Consider the following 19,756-nt stretch of genomic DNA (forward strand, 5'->3'; position numbering starts at 1 on the left):
TCGGTCGAGGTGCGGCTGACCGACCCTCACGGGCTCCACGCGCGGCCCGCCGCAGCGGTCGCCCGCGCCGCAGCGGGCCACGACGCCGAGGTGTGGCTGACCGACCTCGGCAGCGGCCGGGGACCGGTCGCCGCCCGCAGTCTCTCCGCCGTCGCGACGCTCGGCGCCGGCCACCGTGCCCTGGTGCGGGTCGAGGCCACCGGACCGGACGCCGCCGCAGCGGTCGGCGAGGTCGCCGCCGTCCTCACCGGCGGTGCCACCGTCGCCGAGACGGCGACGACGAGTTCGAGCGGCCGCCCCGCGGCGGCGGGCAGCGGGCTCGACGTGGCCCTCGGCCCGGCCGTGGTGGTGCGGGCCGGCGTCAGCCTCGACGGCTACGACGCGGGTCCGGTCGAGACCGAGCTCGACCGCTCGTCGTCTGCGGCGGTGACGACCTCGGAGGCGCTCGCCGCGATCGGTCGGGCGGGCGACGCCGACACCGGCGCGGTGCTGGCGGCCCAGCGGCTGCTGCTGGAGGACCCCTCGGTCCTCGACGACGTGGTCGCCGACATCCGAGGCGGGACGCCGGCGCCGCACGCCTGGCGGCAGCGGCTCGACGCCGTCGCCGCCGGGCTCGAGCAGCTGCCCGACCCCTACCAGCGCGAGCGCGCCACCGACGTGCGCAGCGTGCGCGACCGGCTGCTGCGCGCGCTCACCGGCACCGAGGAGCCGGCGGCCGGACCCGGGCCGGGCGTGCTCGTCGTCCACGAGCTCGACGCCGCCACGGCCGCCACCGTCGACGCCACCCGCACCGCGGGCATCGTCGACGTGACCGGCGGCCCCACCGGCCACGGCGCCATCGTGGCGCGGGCGCGGGGCATCCCGCTGCTCACCGGGGCCGGGTCGGCCGCCGACGGCCTGCGCGACGGTCAGGTGGTCGCCTTCGACGCCCGCAGCGGTGAGCTGTGGGTCGACCCCGACGACGCCACCCGCCGCGACGTCGAGCAGCGGATCGGGCGGCGCACGACCGAGCGCGCCGCTGTCCTCGAGCGGGCGGCGGAGCCGGCGGTCACGCGTGGTGGCCGGCGGGTGCCGGTGCTGGCCAACGTCGCCTCCCTCGCCGAGGCCGAGGCGGCCGCGGCGTGGGCCGACGGCAGCGGGCTGGTGCGCACCGAGCTGCTGTTCGGCGGGCCGGGGCGCCCGGGCGTCGACGAGCAGGAGCGGGTGCTGCGCGAGGTGGTCGCGGCCTTCGGCGAGCGGCCGGTGACCGTCCGCAGCTGGGACGTCGGCGCCGACAAGCCGCTGCCGTTCTTCCCGCGCGTCGCCGAGGAGAACCCCGCGCTCGGCGCCCGCGGCATCCGCATGATCGGCACCACGGCCGAGCCGCTGCTGGTCGAGCAGCTGCGGGCGGTGTGCCGCGTCGCCGCGTCGCACCCGCTGCGGCTGATGTTCCCGATGGTGACGACCCGCGGCGAGGTGGACGACGCCCTGCGGCTGCTGGAGGACGCCGCGGCGGCCGAGACGGGCGCCGTCCCGCCGGGGCTCGAGGTCGGCATCATGATCGAGGTGCCGGCCGCCGCGCTCTCGGTCGCCGAGGTGGCCCGGGGCCTGGACTTCGTCTCCATCGGCACCAACGACCTCACCCAGTACGTCACGGCCGCCGACCGCGGCAATCCCGCCGTCGGCCACCTCGCCGCCGGCGTCTCCCCCGCCGTGCTGCGGCTGATCGGGCAGGTCGTCGACGAGCGCCCGGACGGCGTCGAGGTCTCGGTCTGCGGCGACCTCGCCAGCCGCCCGGCCGTCGTCCACGACCTGCTCCGCCTCGGCGTCGACGAGCTCAGCTGCGCCCCCGCCGTCGTCCCCGAGGTCAAGGCCGCCGTCCGCGCCTGCGACTGACCGGTTCGGTGGGTGACACCACGATGGTCGATGGGCGAGGCGGGCCACCGTGCCCTTCGACAAGCTCAGGGTCCGTGGTGGGACCTGGGCACGGAGGGCCAGAGGTCTCGTTCCTCGCTGCTCGACCACCGGTGGTCGAGCAGCGCGAGGCCGTCGTCGAGACCCCTCCAGGTCAACGCGAACCCGACCTCACGGACCCTGAGCTTGTCGAAGGGCCACCCCACGGAGACGGTCCCGTGCAGGGCCGGTGGTGTCGACGACGCTCGTTCCTCGCTGCTCGACCACCGGTGGTCGAGCAGGCCGAGCGTCTGCGCGAGGCCGTCGCCGAGACCCCCTCAGGTCAACGCGAACCTGACCTCACGGACCCTGATCTTGTCGAAGGGACGCCGTCCGCCACCGTGAACGTGGAGGGCTGGTGGTGTCGACGACGCTCGTTCCACGCTGCTCAACCACCGGCCGAGCGCCCGGGCCGACGTACCTCAGCGGCGCCAGGGGCGCCGGGGTCGGTGGTCGGGGTCGGTGGGGAGGGGGGCGGTCTGCTCCCACAGGCGACGCCAGTCGGCGGCGGGCGGGCCGGACGGGTCGGGGGTCTCGCCGGCGGCGTGGCGGCGGCGGGCGTCCCACCAGGTGGTGCGGTCCTCGTCGAGCAGCGCGGCGACGCCGGCGCGGATGCGGGGGGCGAGGTCGCGCGGCGACTGGCCGGGCAGGGGGTGGATGGGCTCGCCGAACCGCACGCTCAGCTGCGGGCGGCCGCGCCCGGGCCAGCCCTGGCCGCGCGGCATCGCGGCGAACGTGCCGCGGTGCGCGATGGGCACCACCGGCACCTGGTGCTGGGTGGCGAGGTAGGCGGCGCCGAGCTGGAACCGGCCGAGCCAGCCGTCCTTCGACCGGGTGCCCTCGGGGTAGATCACCAGGCTCCAGCCGTCGTCGAGCACCTCGCCGGGCGTGGTCGCCATCGTCCCGCCGCGGCGGTCGATCGGGAAGGTGTTGAACACGACGGCCGAGCCGACGGCGCGCCACCAGGTGTCGAAGAAGTAGTCGGCCGCGGCCGCCACCGCCGTGCGCCGGCGCCACTCGTCGGGCAGCGCCAGCAGGATCAGCGGGGTGTCGAGGTGGGAGGCGTGGTTGGCGGCGAAGATCACCGGACCGTCGAGCCGCGCCAGGACGTCGAGCCCCTCGACCCGGCGTCGCACCTGCGAGCGCAGCAGCGGCTCGAGCACGCCCTTCTGGGCCACCTCGCGCACCGCCTGCCCGCCGGGACGACGCGCCCAGTCGGTCTCGAAGACCCGCGCCTGGTGGCGCGGGACGAACGGCTCGGCCGAGCGCGGGACGAGGGGACGCCGTCCCCAGCGCCACCCGCGCGCCACCGTGCGGACGTCGTCGACGCCGCCCTTGATGCCCTTGACCACACCCACCGTGACCAGCCCCTCAGACCCTCAGACGCTCACGTCGGCGATGAGGTGCGGCGGGTTGTGCAGGTAGGTGATCGAGGGGTCGCGGCCCACGGTGTCGGAGGCCATCTCGAGCGCGTCGGCCAGCGTCGTCGCCGCGCGGAAGCCCAGCCGCGACGCGGCCTTGCGGTCGCCGCCGACCCAGATGACGTCGTCGACGTGGTCCATCGCGTGCGCCGCCCAGTACCACATGTAGAACGGGTGGACGCCGTGGTAGGCGTGCGAGGTGCGGTAGAGGTGGATGTACCAGGGGTCGGTGGCGAACTGCTCCTCGTACTTCGCCTCGATCACCGCCGGGTCGGTCGACTCGGCCAGGATCTCGTCGTAGAAGTCGACGTACGACGGGTGGTGCAGCGTGTTGAAGCCCGCGTCGAGCGGGTGGTAGAGGATCACCGCTCCCCCACGCCGCACGACGGGCGCGCCGCGGTAGGAGTTGAAGTAGTAGCCGAGCCCCATGCACGTGGCGAGCACCGGGTTCATCGTGGAGTTGACGTTGTACGGGCCGAGGTAGGGCACCCCCATCACCAGCACGTCGCTCTGCCCCTGCACCGGCACCAGCTGCTGGCGGTGCACCGCGGCGATGGTGCGCTCGTGCACGGCCTCGACCTCGCCGGCGTGGATGCCGGTGAGCCCGTAGGGCGCGCGCAGGTCGTGGAACAGCTTGTGCTTGAGCCGCTTGGGCGCCACCGCGAGGCCGCGGCGCATCGCGAGCATGGAGGCCTGGTCGCGCACCGACCACTCCCACTCGCGCTTCTGCAGGAACTCGTAGGGCGAGCCGAAGACGTCGTTGTTGAGCGTGGTCTCGATCTGGAAGATGTCGAGGTGCTCGCGCAGCAGGCGCCCCATGCGCCACGCGGAGTGGTGCAGGTGGCTCTTCTTGTGGTCCATGAACGAGTGCGAGTGCGTCATGGTCTTGGCGTTGTGGTGGTGGCGCAGCGACTTGTACGACGCCAGCCCGATCGGCACCGACTTGTGGCCGCCGTCCATCGCCACGAGGTTCACGTTGACGTAGACCAGCAGGTCGGACTCGGCGGCCCGGCGGTTGATCTCGATGTCCTCGCCGCGGTCGGTGAGGCCGACGTGCAGCAGGTTGTCGCGGTCCTCGGCGTCGTGGTTGTAGAGCAGGCCCTGCGGTCCGAAGGAGCGCCAGACGCGCTCGCCGACGATGTGGCGCAGCTCGGCGTCGGTCATGCGGCGGTGCAGCGCGTTGGCGGCGATGATCTGGACGTCGTCGACGCCGGCCTCGGCGGCCATCGTCAGCACCTGCTCGATGATGCGCTGACGGATGTCGGGCGCGCGCATGGGCGGCAGCGGCAGCGAGATGTCGTCGAAGGCGATCGTCAGCCGCATGCCGGCGCGCAGCTTGGTGGGCAGCGGGTCGGCGTCGACGGGGTGCAGCAGCGCCTCGCGGATGGCGGCGTCGACGTCGGGGATGCCGGGCAGCGCCTCCGGCGGGTAGACCACCCGGGTGCCGAGGGGGAACTTCTCGAGCCGGAAGCCCTCGCCCTCGTGCACCACCATCGGCGGCGTGCGGTCGTCGACCTCGAGCACGAAGCCTGGACGTGACATCTGTGGTGCTCCTAGCTCACTTGGAACGGGGGTCGAAGGTCACCTTGGCGGTGCCCAGCCGACCGGCGCCGTGGGCGTGGTCGAGGGCCTCGCGCCAGCGGTGCAGCGGGTAGGTGGCGACGGTCTTGGCCAGCTGGACGGCCGCGTCGGCGGCCATCAGCTCGGTGGCGACGTCGAAGGCGGGCCGGCCGCCGGCGCCCGGCTCGCGGCGCGCCGAGGAGTAGGTGCCGACGATCTCGAGCTCGCGGAACCACGCCGCCGACAGGTCGGCCGGCTCGGGCATGCCCGAGAGGACGACGCGCCCGCCGGCCCGGGTGGCGCCGAGGGCGGTCTCGAGCGAGGCGCGGCTGCCCACGGCGTCGACGGCGACGTCGACCCCGCCGAGCAGGTAGGGCCGCGACAGCTCGGGCTCGACCAGGAACGCCCCGGTGGTGCGGCGCAGCCGGCGCAGCGCCTCGCCCGGGGCGACGACCTCGGTGGCGCCGAGGGCCAGGGCGTGCTCGCGCTGGTGGGCGTGCTTGGCCACGACGACGATCTCGCCGGCGTCGGTGAGGCTGCGCAGCGCGAAGGTGGCGAGCAGCCCGACGACGCCGGCGCCGCTGACCAGCACCGCGTCGTTGTCGCGCACCCCGGCGCGCAGCGCGGTGTGCACGGCGCACGCCATCGGCTCGATGAGCACGGCCTGCTCGTCGCTGTAGCCCTCGGGGACGACGTGCAGCTGGCTGCGGTGGGCCACCAGCACCTCGCCCCAGCCACCGCCGGTGTCGGCGCAGAAGCCGGTCTGCAGGCCGGGCGCGAGCCCGCCGACGGTGATGCGGGCGCAGCGGTTGGTGTGGTCGGCCGCGCACTCGGGGCACGGGTCGACGCCGCGGGCGGAGCAGGTGAGCACGGGGTCGACGACCACGCGGGTGCCGGCGGGCAGGTCGTCGCAGTCGTCGAGCAGGTCGGCGACCACCTCGTGCCCGGGCACGAACGGCAGCGAGACGACGCCGGTGAAGTAGCGGCTGGTGCGGCTCGACAGCGCCCCGAGGTCGGAGCCGCACACCCCGGAGAGCCGGGTGCGCAGCCGCGCCCAGCCGGGGCGGTCGACCTTCGGCTCGTCGACGGTGATGAGCCGCAGCGGCGCGACGCGGCCCGCGACCATCGAGCCGAGGCGGCCCGTGGCGGCGCGGCCGGCGACGTGGCGCGGCAGCGAGCGGTACATCTGCAGGGCGAGCATCATCGGCGCGTCACCGTCCGGCCGTGGGGGTCAGCGAGCGGGCGACGGCGTCCGGGCTCGCCCAGTCGACGATCTGCCACCGGTGGCGCCGCGCGTGCCGGAACAGCGGGACGTCGGGGCGCACCGCGACCGGGCGGCCGACCGCGGCGAGCAGCGGCAGGTCGGAGTGGCTGTCGGCGTAGGCGTAGGAGACCGACAGGTCGACGTCGTGCTGGGCCGCCCACTGCTCCATCCACGCCGCGCGCGACTCGCCGGTGAGCGGCGAGGCGGACAGGAAGCCGGTGCACACGCCGTGGTCGTCGACGTCCAGCTCGGCGGCCTCGATGTGGTCGAACAGCGGCTCGAGCGGGCGGGTCAGCGGCCGGATGGCGCCGGTGATGAGCACGGTGGGGTGGCCCTGCTTGCGGTGCTCGCGCACGCGGCGCACCGCGGCGGGGGCCAGGCGCGAGAGCACGTGGGTGGTCAGCACGCGGTCGACGACCTCCTCGAGGTCCTCGAGCCGGGCGCCCTCGTACTCGCGGTAGATCGAGCGCAGGAAGGCGCCGCGGTCGGCGCGCTCGGTGCGCACCAGGCCGGGCAGCCGGCTCGCGACGCGGCCCAGCTGGCCGGCGCGCTCGGCGGGGCTCAGCCCCTGCAGCCGCAGCCACAGGTAGGTCTCGACGACGTTCGAGGAGAGCAGCGTGCCGTCCATGTCGAAGAACGCGGCCACGCGCGGCTTGTCGGCGACCGGCTTCAGGCTGGTGTCGGGCTTCTTGCGGCGGCGGCGGATCTCGTCGAGCTGGCGCACCGGGGCGGTGACCGCCGGGCAGTGCACCTCCTGCATGTAGTGCTTCCAGTCGACGACGGCGGTGTCGAAGGCGAAGCGCCCACGGTCGGCCTCGCCGAGGCTGTCGTAGAGCGCCATCGTCGCGGTGTCGGAGAACCGCAGGTCAGCGGTCAGGTACTCGCGGTAGATGTCGAGGTAGCGGCGCAGGAACTCCAGGCGGCGTCCCTGCTGGTCGAGCTTGCGGGCCAGGTCGCGCGAGCGGTCGCTGCGCGGCGCGCGTCCGATGACGTAGTCGGCCACCTTGTGCGCGCGCTCGCTGGTGCTGAGCAGCCGCTCGACCGAGTGCGTGCCCGGGAAGCGCCAGTCGGGCAGCCGCACCTCGCCGCGGTCGCCGCCGGCGAAGGGGTGCTCGTCGAAGTAGGCCCGTGTGTAGTCGTAGAGCTGGTTGTAGGTGAAGGGGTTGCGGTCGCCGCTGGTGACGTGGAAGTAGGCCGGCGTGCCCCGCTCGGGCGGGTGGGCCAGGACGGCGACGGTCGCGGCGACCACATGGTCGACCGGCACGATGTCGACGGTGTTGTCGGCGGCGCCGGGGAACTCGGGCAGCTCGCCGCGGCCGTAGGCCAGGATCAGCGGCTCGGCCATCTTGAAGCCCTCGATCCAGCCCGGGTGGGGCGTCTCGAGGGCCGACTCGATGATGCTGGGGCGCACGATGGAGACGAGGTGGCCGGCGTCGCCGGCGGCGGCGTGGGTCTCGACGACCCGCTCGCCGAGGGCCTTGGTGAAGGTGTAGCAGTCGGTCCAGCCGAGGCTGCGGGCGCGCTCGGTGCCGAGCCGCACCAGCTCGTCCTTCACCCACTCCTTGCGCTTCTCCTCCGTCGCGCGGGCGGCGGTGAGCAGACCGGCGCGGCCGTGCTCGCGCTCGGCGCGGGCGCGGGCCTTGGGCAGCGCGGTGCCGTTGCGCGACTCGTGCTCGACGCGGTCGCGCTGGGCGAGGCCCCAGGCCAGCTCGGCCTCGAGGTCGACGTCGTGCGGCACGGGCCCCTCGGGGACGGCGCCGCGGCGTCGTCCGGCCACGTAGGCGGTGGAGACGTGCACGTAGTGGACGTCGGGACCGACCTCGACGATGCGGCGCAGCAGGTCGCGGGTGCCGGTGACGTTGGTGGTGAACGCCTGGTCGACCGGCGGGTTGAACGAGACGTCGCCCGCGCAGTGCACGACGGCGTCGACGTCGGCCGGCAGCGCCGGGACGTCGGCCATGTCGCCCTCGAGGACGGCGATGCGGTCGGCCATGAGCGCCGCGACGTCGCCCGCCGCCTCGACGGCGTCGGCGAAGATCGGCTTGCCGAGCAGCGAGCGGATGCGGTCGGTGCCGGGTGTGGTGCCCTTGGGGCGCACCAGCAGCGTGAGCCGGACGCCGGGCACGTCGGTGAGCAGCCGGTGCATCAGGGCCTCCCCCACGAACCCGGTGACACCGGTGAGCACGACGTGGCTGCCGTCGAGACGTTCGACGATCCCGCCGTCGGGCATCGGCCCTCCCCGTTGTGCTGTGCTCCGTGCTCGGACAGGCCAGAAACCTACCCGGTCGCACTCGGCGTCCCGGCTGCCGGTCGACCCGTCAGACATGTCTGACGGGTCAGCGTGCTCATGACGTTTTGGTTGCGGTCGGCAACCACTGTCAGGCTGGTGGGGTGCTCGACTCCGCTGCCGCGCGCTCCTCGCGGCCGATGCTGACCGTCGTCGTCCTGTGCCTGGGCGGCATGACCGTCTCGCTGACCCAGACCCTCGTCATCCCCATCCAGTCGCAGCTGCCCGGGCTGCTCGGCACCGAGCCCTCGAACGCCGCCTGGGTCGTGACCGTCACGCTGCTCGCGGCGGCGGTGACGATGGTGGTCGCCGGCCGCCTCGCCGACCTCGTCGGCAAGCAGCCGGTGCTGGTCGGCAGCGCCGCGATGCTCGTGGCGGGCTCGCTGGTCTGCGCCCTGTCCGACACGCTGGCGCCGGTGCTCGCGGGCCGGGCGCTGCAGGGCATCGCGATGGGCTTCATCCCCGTCGGCATCTCGCTGATGCGCGAGGTGACACCGCCCGAGCTGACCTCCACCGGCGTGGCCGCGATGAGCGCCACCCTCGGCGTCGGCGGCGCCATCGGCCTGCCGTTCTCGGCCTGGATCGTCGAGGTCGGCGACTGGCACACCTTGTTCTGGGTCTCGGCGGCGCTGGCGCTCGGCGTCCTGGTGCTGGTCGCGACGCTGGTGCCCAACACCCACGACGCGCACGGCGGTCGGCTCGACGTCGCCGGCGTCGTCGGGCTCGCCGTCGGCCTGCTCGCCTTCCTGGTCGGCGTCTCGAAGGCCACCGACTGGGGCTGGGGCAGCGCCCGCACGATCGTCGCGATCGTCGGCGGCATCGTCGTGCTGCTCGCCTGGGGTCGCTACCAGCTCGGGCGCGAGGAGCCGCTGGTCGACCTGCGCGCCACGGCCAAGCTGCCGGTGCTGATGACCAACCTGGCTGCCATCGCCGTCGGCTTCGGGATGATGGCCCAGTCGATCGTGATGCCGCAGCTGCTGCAGCTGCCCACCTCGACCGGCTACGGCATGGGCCAGTCGATCCTCGCCGCGGGCCTGTGGCTCGCCCCGGGCGGCCTGATGATGCTCGTCTTCGCGCCCGTCTCGAGCGGGTTGATGACCCGTGCCGGCGCCCGCCGCACGCTCATGATCGGCGCCATCGTGCTCGCCGCGGGCTACGGGCTGGCGACGGTGCTCATGGACGCGCCCTGGCAGCTGCTCGTCGCCTCGTGCGTCAGCTGCGCCGGCGTCGGCATCGGCTACGCCGCCATGCCCACCCTGGTGCTCGACGCCACCGAACGCAGCCGCGCGGCGGCGGCCGTCGGTCTCAACGCCCTGATGCGCTCCACCGGGACGACGCTCGCCGCCGCCGTGATGGGCACGATCCTCGCCAGCCGGACGACGGCGTTCACCGTCGACGGCCAGACCTACGCGGTGCCCACCGAGGGCGCCTTCGTGCTCTGCTTCGCCATCGGCGCCGTGGCCGCACTGGCCGGTGCCGCGCTCGTCGCGCTGGTGCCGCAGTCCCGTCCGGCCGAGCAGCCCGTCGCCGCCGCGCGCGGCTGAGCCCGCCGGCGCCGGCGTCCCGGACGCGGTCAGTCGAACTGGAGGTGGCTGACCGGTAGGCGCACCGTGAAGGTGGCGCCCTCGCCGAGGTCGGAGTCGAGGCGGATCGACCCGCCGTGCCGCTGCACGATGCGGCGCACGATGTTGAGGCCGAGGCCGGTGCCGGGCCGCACCAGGGCGTCGGGGTTGGTGGAGCGGAAGAACTCCGAGAAGAGCTCCTCCTGGTCCTTCTCGCTGATGCCGATGCCGGTGTCGCTGACGATGAACCGGACGAGCCGCTGGTTGGCCTCGGTGGTCACCTCGACCCGACCGCCGGACGGCGTGTACTTGACCGCGTTGTCGACCAGGTTGATCACGACCCGCTCGAGCTCCTCGCGGTCGCCGCTCATCAGGGCAGGCATGCTGCGCGAGGTCACCTCGACGTGGACCCCGGCCGCCTCGGCGCGCGGCCGGGCCTCGGCGACGACGTCCAGGGCCGTCTGGTGCAGGTCGATGACCGAGCGGCCGCTCTCGCTGCCGCCGCTGATGCGTTTGAGGAACAGCAGCTGCTCGGTGAGGCTCAGCACGCGGTCGAGGTTGCGGCGGATGACGTCGAAGTGCTTGGCGATGCCGGAGTCCTCGGGCATCTCGTCGCGGATCAGCTCGAGGTGGCCGAAGATCGAGGTCAGCGGCGTGCGCAGCTCGTGCGAGACGGTGGAGATCAGGTCGTTCTTGTACTGGTCGAGCGCCTCGAACTGCTGCACCAGCACCCGCTCGCGCTCGAGCAGGCGGCCGGTGAGCACGGCCTGGCCGAGGTGGCGCGCGATGCGGACGGCGGCCTCGAGCTCCTCGACCGACCAGCCGGGGTCGTCAGAGCGGATGGCGACGACGTAGCCGAAGCAGTCGCTGCCGGCCCCGATGGGGAGCATCATCAGGTGGCGGACCTCGGCGCTGCCCCCGAGGTGGCCGAGGATCCGGTGCTGCTCGGCGCCGATCGGGTCGAAGTGCCGGGCGCGGCGGCGCACCCAGCCGGCGTGCCCGTCGGCGACGTCGACCCGCTCGAACTGGTCGAAGGCGGTCGAGGTGCTCGACGTCCAGGTGTCGCCCCGCGCGGAGGCGATCGAGATCTCACCGGCCTGCCACAGGGCGCGGGCGTCGCTCAGTGCGTGCGCCAGGATCTCAGGCGGCGCCTCGACCATGGCCTGGCCGTGGGCGCGGGCGGCGAGGCCGGGCCGCGCGTCGTCCTGCGGGTCGAGGACGCGCAGCCAGAGCGCGGTGGCGCCGAGGGCCTCGGCGATCGGCGTGGCGGCACCGGCGGCCAGCAGCGCAGGGTCGTGGTGCTCGGCGATGCTCGCCACCGCGGTCTGCACCGCGGACGCGAGCTCGACACGCTCCTGAAGCGCCGCTGAACGGCTGGCGTTGTTGAGGGCGAGCCCCGCGAGGTCGCCGTACATCTCGAGCAGCTCGCGGCGGGCCTGGTCGGGACGACGTCCGTCGACCGGCAGGTCGACCGAGAGCAGGCCGAGCAGCTCTCCGTCAGGGGCGCGCAGCGGGCAGCGCAGGGTGTCCTCGGCCTGCCACAGCTGCGGGTCGGGCTCGGCCCCGCCGTCGAGGTCGATGCCGTGGGGCGGGGTGGCGTCGGGCGAGACCCAGCCCCCGAACCCCGGGGCGAGCCGCCCGGCCGGGATGAAGAGCAACGAGCCGTGGACGTCGGAGACCTTGAGCTCGACCTCCATCTCGGCCAGCGGCACCTTCGTGCCCAGCAGGTGCTCGCGGGCATCGTCGTTGCCCGCGACCGAGACCACCTCGAAGTCGAGGTCCTGGGTCAGCCAGCTGATCGCCGCGACCCGGAAGCCGACCGCCTCGACGACTCCCTGGGCGACCGCCTCGAGCGCCGCGCGCACGTCGGAGTCGAGGTTGATGCGCCGGATGATGCGGTACATCGGCCGGAACACGTCGACGTCCCGTCGGGCCTGGGCCATCGACACGCCTCCTCCGCTCCGACTTCCCGGCACGCACTCTAGGGGAGAGACGGTGGCCCGCGTGGCGCCTTCGGGTGGTGTCACGGCGTGCGTCGCATCACCAGCCGCGGTCGCCCGCTGCCGGTGGCGTCGGTGGTGCCGACCACCTCGAAGCCGGCCCTCTCGAACATGGCGCGGGTGCCGACGAAGGCCATCGTCGTGTCGATGCGGTCGCCGTCGGCGTCGACGGGGTAGGCCTCGACGGCCGGCGCCCCCTGCTCGACGGCCCAGGCGACGGCACCCTCGATGAGCGGCGTGGTGTGCCCGCGCCGGCGGTGACCACCGCGGACGACGACGCAGATGATGCTCCAGACGTCGAGGTCGTCGACGGGCCGGATCAGCTTCGACCGCGTGAGCCGGGAGTTCTCCGACCGCGGCCCGATGCTGCACCACCCCACCGGCGTCCCGTCGTCGTCGTAGCCGACGACGCCCGGCGGGTGGCGCCGGCGTCCGAGCGCACGGGCGGCCTGCTCGCGCGAGCCCTCGCCGAGATCGGTGATCTCGGCGGCCGTGAGGCGGTGCGACAGGCACCAGCAGTGCGTGCCACGACGGTTCGGGTTGACGACGTCGGCGAAGTCGTCGAAGCGGTCGGGGGTGACGGGGTGCACGGTGAGGGTCACGGCTGCTTCTCCTCCTGCGGTGGTGTGCGGCTACGCGGTTGCCCAGGACCCGCGCGTGCGGGTGACGAGGTCGGCGACGACGCCCTCGACGGTGCCGGTGCGCTCGAAGGCGGCGCGCTGACGGCTGGCCCCGGTGCCGGCGAGCACGCGGGCGAGGCCGGTGCCGACGAGGTCGGCGTCCCCGGTGTCGGCGAGCGGGGCGGCGACGTGGTCGGCCAGTGCCTCGAGCGCCGTGGACGCCGGCACCGGACGCTGCGTGGCGGGGTGCAGCAGGTCGGCCGACAGGCCCCAGCGCGAGGCGCGCCACCGGGCGGCGCGCAGCAGCTCGGTGCGCCACGCCGGGGCGGGGACGTCGTCCGCGGCGTCGCGGGCGCAGCGCTCCACCAGCGCGCGCACCAGGACCGCGACCAGCACGGTGTCGTCGGGGTCGGTGGGGACGTCGGCGACGCGCACCTCGACCGTCGGGTAGCGCTCGGCGAGGCGGGCGTCGAAGTAGAGCATCCCGCGGTCGAGGGCGGCGCCGCTGGCGAGCAGGGCGTCGGTCGCCTGGCGGTAGCCCTCGACGTCCCTGAACGGGTCGGTGGGCCCGGCCGTCGGCATCCGGCCCCACACCTGCAGACGCCACGACGCGTAGCCGGTGTCGTGACCGTCGGCGAACGGGGAGTTGGCGCTCATCGCGACCAGCAGCGGCAGCCAGGGCGCCATCCGGTCGAGGACGGCGACTCCTTCCTCCGGTGAGCCGATGCCCACGTGCACGTGGAGCGCGCAGGTGCCCCCCTCGCGGGCCAGGTCGCCGTAGGCCTCGCTCATGCGGCGGTAGCGGTCGTCGTCGCTGAGCCGGGTGGTCTCGGGCTCGAGCGGCGCGGTACCGCTGGCGACGACGGCGAGCCCCTGCTGCTCGGCGGCCTCCCCCACGGTGGCGCGGGCCGCGCGCACCTGCTCGCGCAGGGCCCCGGCGTCCTCGCACACCCCGGTCTGCACCTCGACCATGTGGCGCACCAGCTCGGCCTCGGCCTCCGGCCTGCCCGCCGTCGCCTCGACCCCGCGGATCACCCGGTCACCCAGCGGCACCGCCCGCCCGTCCGCCGGGTCGACGACGACCAGCTCCTCCTCGACGCCGACGGTGCGCGGTGCGGTCATGCCTCGTGGGTACCGCACCGCCGGGCCCACCGTCACCCCCCGTGGCGATGGGTGGGTGGCGTGGGCCGGCGTGCGGGTGCTGGTGGGCGGTGCATGGGCCATCGTCTCGGGGGTGCGATCGGTGGCTGGTGCACCGCTCCCCTGTCCGAGTCGGGTGGGCGGTGCGTGGGCCACCGTCTCGGGGGCGGGACCGGTGGCTGGTGCACCGCTCCCCTGTCCGAGTCGGGTGGGCGGTGCGTGGGCCACGCATTCCTCGACGGATTCGGTGGCCAGCGCACCGCTGCACCGGCGCGACCCGGGTGAGCGGTGAGCCAGTTCCCGTTCCGGGGCGCAGAACGGTCACTCACTCACCGCCGCACCGGTGCGACCCCGACCAGCGGTGAGCCAGTTCCCGTTCCGAGACGCAGAACGGTCACTCACTCACCGCCGCCCCGGCCCGCCCCCAGCGAGCGGTGAGCCAGTTCCCGTTCCATGACCCGAAACGGTCACTCACTCACCGCCGCCCCGGCCCGACCCCGACGAGTCGAGCCGCGGGGACGCCGCGGCGGCCCGAAATGACGACCGCCCCGCCTGCGTCGATGTGCAGAACGGGGCTGGTCGGATGCGGTCGGGCTGACAGGATTTGAACCTGCGACCCCTTGACCCCCAGTCAAGTGCGCTACCAAGCTGCGCCACAGCCCGCAGCCCCTCGCGGGGCGTCGGGAACACTACCGCAGGCCCCGGGCCGGACCGGCATCGGGTTTCGACCCGGGAACCGCAGCACCGGCGGCGCCGTCCAGTCGCACATGAGGACGACGACGCGGACCGCCCGGCTGATCGGCGCGGCGGCGGTCGCGCTGGCCGCGACGGGGTGCGCACTGACGGGCGGGTACGGCGCGGGCACCGGGGGCACCGGCGGCACCGGCGGGCCGCAGCCCAGCGGGGAGGCCGACGAGGTCGCGCTCGAGGTCGTCACGTTCTCGGCGTGGCCGGGGTGGCGGGTGCCGTCGGCGCCACCGTTCCCCGACCTCGTCGTCTACGGCGACGGGTCGTTCGTCGTCACCACCTACGACGAGGCCACCGAGCGGCACGAGCTGCGCGCGGGCCGGCTGGACGACGCCCGCCTGGCCGACCTGCTCGCCGGCGCCGAGGGGCTGCTCGGCCGCGACTACGGCGAGCCGGGTCTCGACGGCAGCACCACCACCCTGCGGTTCGGACCCGGCACCGACGCGGCCGGCCAGGAGGTCGGCGTCTGGGTTCCCGAGCTGGTCGACGGTTACGAGGGCGCGGCCCGCGACAGCCGTGAGGCGTTCAGCGCCTTCCTGGACGACGTGGACTCCGCCGCCGAGACCGACGGCTCCGTGTGGCGGCCCGACCGGTGGCTGCTGCTCAGTCAGGCACCGCCCGTCGACGACGACGCCGACCGCCCGGCCCCGGTGTGGCCCTTCGCCGTCGACCTCACCGCCGCCCGGCCGGTGCCGGACGCCGCCTTCGCCTGCCAGGTCGTCGGCGGCGACGCCGGCGCCCGGATCGTGGCGGAGCAGGAGCGGTCCGAGGAGCGCCGGGCCGACACCGGGGCGGCCCAGGGCTGGCGGGTGACGGCCGCCGGCGACACGACCGTCGACGTCGTCGTCCTGCCGCGCCTCCCCGGCGTCGGGTGCCGCGACCTCGGCGACTACCGCTACCGGCTCGACTGACGCACCGGCACGACCTCGACGCGGCGGGTCACCCCAGACCCGCCACCAGCTCGAGGACGCCGGTGGTGATCTCTCGCGCCTGGTCGTCGGGCAGCCCGCCCGAGAGCAGCGAGGCGCGCACGATGGTGTCGCCGACCAGCACCAGCCCGATCGCGTCGGGGACGGCGCCCTCCCCCGGTCCGGCGACCACGACGGCGCCGTCGCCGATGCCGTCGAGCGTCTCGGGCTCGCCGTCGATCGGGCCGACGGCCGTGGTCGCGACGTTGGCCGCCGCGCCGTCGAAGCCGTCGGCGAAGTCGTCGACGCCGAACTGCTCGAGGAAGACCGACGGCAGGGTGGGGTCGTCGAGGGCGTAGGTGCAGCCGCCGCCACCCGGCGGCACCTCGGCGGACGCCGTCCCCTCGCCCAGCACCGGGCCCATCTGCTCGGCGGGGATGGCCGAGCAGTCGCTCACGTCGAACGTGGCGCCAGATCCGCCGTCGTCCGGGGCGGCGTCGTCGTCGACGGGGGCGGCCGCGGTCGGGGTGGCGTCCACCGGGTCGGAGGCGCCGTCGCCGTCACCGTCGCCGCCGTCACCACCGCAGCCGGTGAGCGTGCAGGCGGTGAGCAGGGCGGTGGCGGCGAGCGCGCGGCGGAGCTGGGGCACGGCGGGACCTCGTTCGTGGGGTGGAGGACGTCGGAGCCCTCAGACTCGCCACCCGCCCGACCGGCCGCATGACCAGTTCGGGTGGTTCGCCATGGCCCGGTGCGCGCGTCAGCGGAAGTCGCGCGAGCTGGCCCGCGCCTGCAGGATCGCGCCGGCGCCGGGGACGACGGCGTCCAGCGCCTCGACCCGGTCGGCGACCAGGTTGGTGGCTCCCTCGCTGCGCTCGACGATGCCGCGGATGACGACCGCCACCCGGTTGCGGGCAGCGTCGCGGTGGGTGCGCATGACGCCGACCGAGCAGACCACGTTGAGCATGCCGGTCTCGTCCTCGAGGTTGAGGAAGGTGACGCCGCGGGCGGTGCCGGGCCGCTGCCGGTGGGTGACGAGGCCGGCGACGTGCACCCGACGTCCGTTCTCGCAGGTCTCGTCGGAGTGCAGGTCGGCGGCCGAGCGGATGCCGGCCGCGCGCAGCTGGTCGCGCAGGTGCTCGACGGGGTGCCGCTCGGGCGAGATGCGGGTGGCCCACAGGTCGGCCAGGGTCAGCTCGACCTCGCTCATCGGCGGCAGGGACGGCGCGTCGGCGGCCGGGGTGGTGCCGGCCAGCTGGCCGTCGCTCTCGGCGAACCCGGAGGCCCACAGCGCCTGGCGCCGGTCGAGACCGAGGCTCGCGAGCGCCCCGGCGGTGGCCAGCGCCTCCAGCTCGGTGCTGCCGAGGCCGGCCCGGCGCGAGAGGTCGGGGACGTCGGCGAACGGCGCCTCGGCCCGGGCGGCCACGATGCGCTCGGCCGCGTCGGTGCCGATGCCGCGCACCTCGTCGAGCCCGAGCCGCACCGCCAGCCGCTCGTCGCGGCGGTGGGTGAGCGTGGGGTCGGGCGAGTCGGCGCTCCACTCGGTGCGCGCGAACCGCGGCGTGCAGCACGCCTCGAGCCCGGACGGCGCCACGGACGCCGAGCCCGTGGAAGGGGCGACCGGCTCGAGCCCCGCCTGCACCCCCGAGAGCAGCAGGTCGGGACGCCGGATCTCGACGCCGTGCCGCCGCGCGTCGCCCACCAGCGACTGCGGCGAGTAGAAGCCCATCGGCTGGTTGCGCAGCAGCCCGGCGAGGAACGCGGCCGGGTAGTGCAGCTTGAACCACGAGCTGGCGTAGACCAGCAGCGCGAAGCTGAGCGCGTGCGACTCGGCGAAGCCGAAGTTGGCGAAGGAGAGGATCTTGACGTAGATCGCGTCGGCGCGGTCGCCGACCAGGCCGCGCCGGGCCATGCCGGCGTACAGCTTCTCCTTGATGCTCTCGATGCGCTCGACGCCGCGCTTGGAGCCCATGGCGCGGCGCAGCAGGTCGGCGTCGTCGCGGGTGCAGTCGCCCAGCGCCACCGCCATCGCCATCAGCTGCTCCTGGAACAGGGGCACGCCCTTGGTGCGCTCGAGCACCGGCACCAGGTCGGGGTGCTCGTAGCTGACCGGCTCCTGCCCGGTGGCGCGGCGCACGTAGGGGTGGACGGCGCCGCCCTGGATCGGGCCGGGACGGATCAGCGCGATCTCGATGGCCAGGTCGTAGAACTCGCGTGGCCGCAGCCGCGGCAGGGTGCCGATCTGGGCGCGGCTCTCGACCTGGAAGACGCCGATGGAGTCGGCGCGGCAGAGCATGTCGTAGACCGCCGGCTCCTCCTTCGGCATCGTGGCGAGCGTCCACGGCTCGCCGAGGTGCTCGTCGACCAGCCGCATCATGTGGTCGAGCGCCCCGAGCATGCCGAGGCCGAGCAGGTCGAACTTGACCAGCCCCATCGACTCGCAGGCGTCCTTGTCCCACTGCAGCACCGTGCGCTTGTCCATGCGGGCGCGCTCGATGGGGCACACCTCGGCGATGGGCCGCTCGGTGAGCACCATGCCGCCGGAGTGGATGCCGAGGTGGCGCGGGGCACCGAGCAGCTGCTCGGCCAGCTCGACGACGGGGGCGGGGATGAGAGCAGCGCTCTCGGGGTCGACCACCGAGCTCCAGCCGTCGACCTGCTTGCTCCAGGCGTCCTGCTGGCCCGAGGAGTGGCCGAGCGCCTTGGCGGCGTCGCGCACCGCCATGCGCGGGCGGTAGCTGATGACGTTGGCGACCTGCGCGGCGTTGCGGCGTCCGTAGGTGTCGTAGACCCACTGGATGACCTCCTCGCGGCGGTCGGAGTCGAAGTCGACGTCGATGTCGGGCTCCTCGTCGCGGTGCGCGGAGATGAACCGCTCGAACGGCAGCCGGTAGAAGACGGCGTCGACGGCGGTGATGCCGAGGGCGTAGCAGAGCGCCGAGCTGGCCGCCGAGCCGCGGCCCTGGCACAGGATGCGCCGCTCGCGGGCGAAGGCGACGATGTCGTGGACGATGACGAAGTAGCCGGCGAAGTCCTTGGCGCAGACCACCTCGAGCTCGTGCTCGATGCGCTCGCGGGCGACCCGGGCGTGCGGCTCGTGGACGTAGCGCTCGGCGAAGCCGCGCTCGGCCAGCACCCGCAGCCAGGACGACGCGTCGTGGCCGTCGGGGATGCCGTGCTTGGGCAGCCGCGGCGTGGCCTGCAGCAGGTCGAAGGCGCACGCGTCGGCCACCTCGACGCTGCGGCGGACGGCGTCGGGGAAGCGCGCGAGCGCCTGTGCCGTCTCGGCGCCGGAGCGCAGGTGGGCGGCGCCGGAGACGTCGAGCCAGCCGTCCATCTCGGCCAGGCTGCGCCGCGCCCGCACCGCCGCGGTGACCGCCGTCAGCCGCGCGGACGCCGGCGTCGCGTGGTGCACGTTGCCGGCCGCCACCACCGGCACCCCGCAGGCGCGGGCCAGCGCAGCCAGCTCGTCGTTGAGCTCGTCGACGTGCGGACCGGGGTGGGGCGAGAGCTCGACCAGCACGCCGTCGTCGCCGAACCGCTCGACCAGCCGGGTCAGCTCGACGGTGGCGGCCCGGCGTCCGACGGCACCGCCCAGCGCCAGTGCCTGCCGCACCGCGCCCTTGCGACAGCCGGTGAGCACGACCCAGTGGCCGCGGCCGGTCTCGGCGAGCTCGTCGAGGTCGTAGACCGGCTTGCCCTTCTCGTCGCCGCGCAGGTGCGCCTCGGTCATCGCGGCCGAGAGCCGGTGGTAGCCGCCGACCCCGCGCGCCAGCACCAGCAGGTGGCTGCCCTCGGGGTCGGGGACACCGTTCTGCGGACCGCTCAGCCCCAGCGACAGCTCGGCGCCGTAGACCGTGCGCAGCCCGTGGACGGCGGCCGCCTCGGCCAGCATCGGGGCGCCGTGGAAGCCGTCGTGGTCGGTGAGGGCGAGGGCGTGCAGCCCGAGCCGCACGGCCTCGTCGACCAGCTCGGCCGGCGAGCTGACGCCGTCGAGGAAGCTGTAGTGGCTGTGGCAGTGCAGCTCGGCGTAGGGCACCGTGCCCGCGTGCTCGTCCGGCCGCTCGATCGGGGCGGCGCCCGCGTCGCCGGGACGGGCGCGCTTGCGGCGCGAGATGGGGGCGTCGTCGGCACCGTGCCGCGGCACCCCCGAGAGCCGTCGCTCCAGCTCGCGCCACGGGACGGCGGGGTTGTTCCAGCCCATCAGCGGCCGCCTCGCCCCGCCGCACGAACCGAGCGATCGCACGGTTCAGCACCCCGGACCGACCAGACCCACGCACCAACCGAGCGATCGCACGGTTCAGGCACTGCGGTCTCG

Annotated in this window: 12 protein-coding genes and 1 tRNA gene; 3 read left to right on the plus strand and 10 right to left on the minus strand. The window is 74.6% G+C overall.

Annotation, left to right across the window (positions count from 1 at the left end; genetic code table 11):
- The first annotated feature begins 9 nt into the window (after positions 1-9).
- Positions 10-1,875, plus strand: a complete 1,866-nt coding sequence (locus ABEA04_RS21710) for an HPr family phosphocarrier protein (RefSeq protein ID WP_345464417.1) — start codon at positions 10-12, stop codon at positions 1,873-1,875.
- A gap of 479 nt (positions 1,876-2,354) precedes the next feature.
- On the opposite strand, the gene ABEA04_RS21715 is transcribed toward ABEA04_RS21710, so the two are convergent.
- Genes ABEA04_RS21715 through ABEA04_RS21730 form a run of 4 tightly spaced genes read right to left on the minus strand, consistent with a single transcriptional unit; the run spans position 2,355 to position 8,407 of the window.
- Positions 2,355-3,290 (minus strand): lysophospholipid acyltransferase family protein, encoded by a 936-nt coding sequence (locus ABEA04_RS21715; protein WP_345463980.1) that lies wholly within the window; start codon positions 3,288-3,290, stop codon positions 2,355-2,357.
- Positions 3,291-3,311: 21 nt separating this feature from the next.
- Positions 3,312-4,895 (minus strand): NPN-dependent hydroxyacid isomerase, LarAH14/15/16 family, encoded by a 1,584-nt coding sequence (gene larAH, locus ABEA04_RS21720; protein ID WP_345463983.1) that lies wholly within the window; start codon positions 4,893-4,895, stop codon positions 3,312-3,314.
- 16 nt (positions 4,896-4,911) lie between these two features.
- Positions 4,912-6,117, minus strand: a complete 1,206-nt coding sequence (locus tag ABEA04_RS21725; protein ID WP_345463986.1) for a zinc-dependent alcohol dehydrogenase — start codon at positions 6,115-6,117, stop codon at positions 4,912-4,914.
- A gap of 7 nt (positions 6,118-6,124) precedes the next feature.
- Complete coding sequence (locus ABEA04_RS21730) at positions 6,125-8,407, minus strand: HAD-IB family hydrolase (protein ID WP_345463989.1); 2,283 nt, start codon at positions 8,405-8,407, stop codon at positions 6,125-6,127.
- 161 nt (positions 8,408-8,568) lie between these two features.
- Here ABEA04_RS21730 and ABEA04_RS21735 point away from each other — a divergent pair, with 161 nt between their 5' ends.
- Positions 8,569-10,008 carry an MFS transporter gene (locus ABEA04_RS21735; protein ID WP_345463992.1) on the plus strand — a complete coding sequence of 480 codons (1,440 nt, stop codon included), beginning with the start codon at positions 8,569-8,571 and terminating at the stop codon, positions 10,006-10,008.
- 29 nt (positions 10,009-10,037) lie between these two features.
- Here ABEA04_RS21735 and ABEA04_RS21740 read toward each other — a convergent pair whose 3' ends face one another.
- From ABEA04_RS21740 to ABEA04_RS21755, 4 genes are all read right to left on the minus strand, one after another.
- A complete protein-coding gene (locus ABEA04_RS21740) occupies positions 10,038-11,969 on the minus strand; it encodes an ATP-binding protein (protein WP_345463995.1) in 1,932 nt (643 codons plus the stop codon).
- 80 nt (positions 11,970-12,049) lie between these two features.
- The gene (locus ABEA04_RS21745; protein ID WP_345463997.1) at positions 12,050-12,628 is read right to left on the minus strand and encodes a GNAT family N-acetyltransferase; all 579 of its coding nucleotides are present in this window, start codon (positions 12,626-12,628) and stop codon (positions 12,050-12,052) included.
- 30 nt (positions 12,629-12,658) lie between these two features.
- Positions 12,659-13,768 (minus strand): carboxylate-amine ligase, encoded by a 1,110-nt coding sequence (locus ABEA04_RS21750; RefSeq protein WP_345463999.1) that lies wholly within the window; start codon positions 13,766-13,768, stop codon positions 12,659-12,661.
- 607 nt (positions 13,769-14,375) lie between these two features.
- A tRNA-Pro gene (locus ABEA04_RS21755) sits at positions 14,376-14,449 on the minus strand.
- A gap of 104 nt (positions 14,450-14,553) precedes the next feature.
- On the opposite strand from ABEA04_RS21755, the gene ABEA04_RS21760 reads away from it, so the two are divergent.
- Positions 14,554-15,444 carry a hypothetical protein gene (locus ABEA04_RS21760; RefSeq protein ID WP_345464001.1) on the plus strand — a complete coding sequence of 297 codons (891 nt, stop codon included), beginning with the start codon at positions 14,554-14,556 and terminating at the stop codon, positions 15,442-15,444.
- A 28-nt stretch (positions 15,445-15,472) separates the two neighbouring features.
- Here ABEA04_RS21760 and ABEA04_RS21765 read toward each other — a convergent pair whose 3' ends face one another.
- Positions 15,473-16,090: a hypothetical protein gene (locus ABEA04_RS21765; protein WP_345464003.1), complete on the minus strand. Its 618-nt coding sequence runs from the start codon at positions 16,088-16,090 to the stop codon at positions 15,473-15,475.
- Positions 16,091-16,198: 108 nt separating this feature from the next.
- Entirely contained in the window at positions 16,199-19,642 is a 3,444-nt protein-coding gene (locus tag ABEA04_RS21770; protein ID WP_345464006.1) for an error-prone DNA polymerase, read from the minus strand.
- Positions 19,643-19,756: the final 114 nt, after the last annotated feature.

The organism is Nocardioides marinquilinus (genome assembly GCF_039543705.1).
Lineage (GTDB): Bacteria > Actinomycetota > Actinomycetes > Propionibacteriales > Nocardioidaceae > Nocardioides > Nocardioides marinquilinus.

Coding starts and splice junctions, on each gene's coding strand:
- larAH (WP_345463983.1), bottom strand. CDS start 4,895: ATGTCACGTCCAGGCTTCGTGCTCGAGGTCGACGACCGCACGCCGCCG.
- ABEA04_RS21725 (WP_345463986.1), bottom strand. CDS start 6,117: ATGATGCTCGCCCTGCAGATGTACCGCTCGCTGCCGCGCCACGTCGCC.
- ABEA04_RS21730 (WP_345463989.1), bottom strand. CDS start 8,407: ATGCCCGACGGCGGGATCGTCGAACGTCTCGACGGCAGCCACGTCGTG.
- ABEA04_RS21740 (WP_345463995.1), bottom strand. CDS start 11,969: ATGGCCCAGGCCCGACGGGACGTCGACGTGTTCCGGCCGATGTACCGC.
- ABEA04_RS21750 (WP_345463999.1), bottom strand. CDS start 13,768: ATGACCGCACCGCGCACCGTCGGCGTCGAGGAGGAGCTGGTCGTCGTC.
- ABEA04_RS21760 (WP_345464001.1), top strand. CDS start 14,554: ATGAGGACGACGACGCGGACCGCCCGGCTGATCGGCGCGGCGGCGGTC.
- ABEA04_RS21770 (WP_345464006.1), bottom strand. CDS start 19,642: ATGGGCTGGAACAACCCCGCCGTCCCGTGGCGCGAGCTGGAGCGACGG.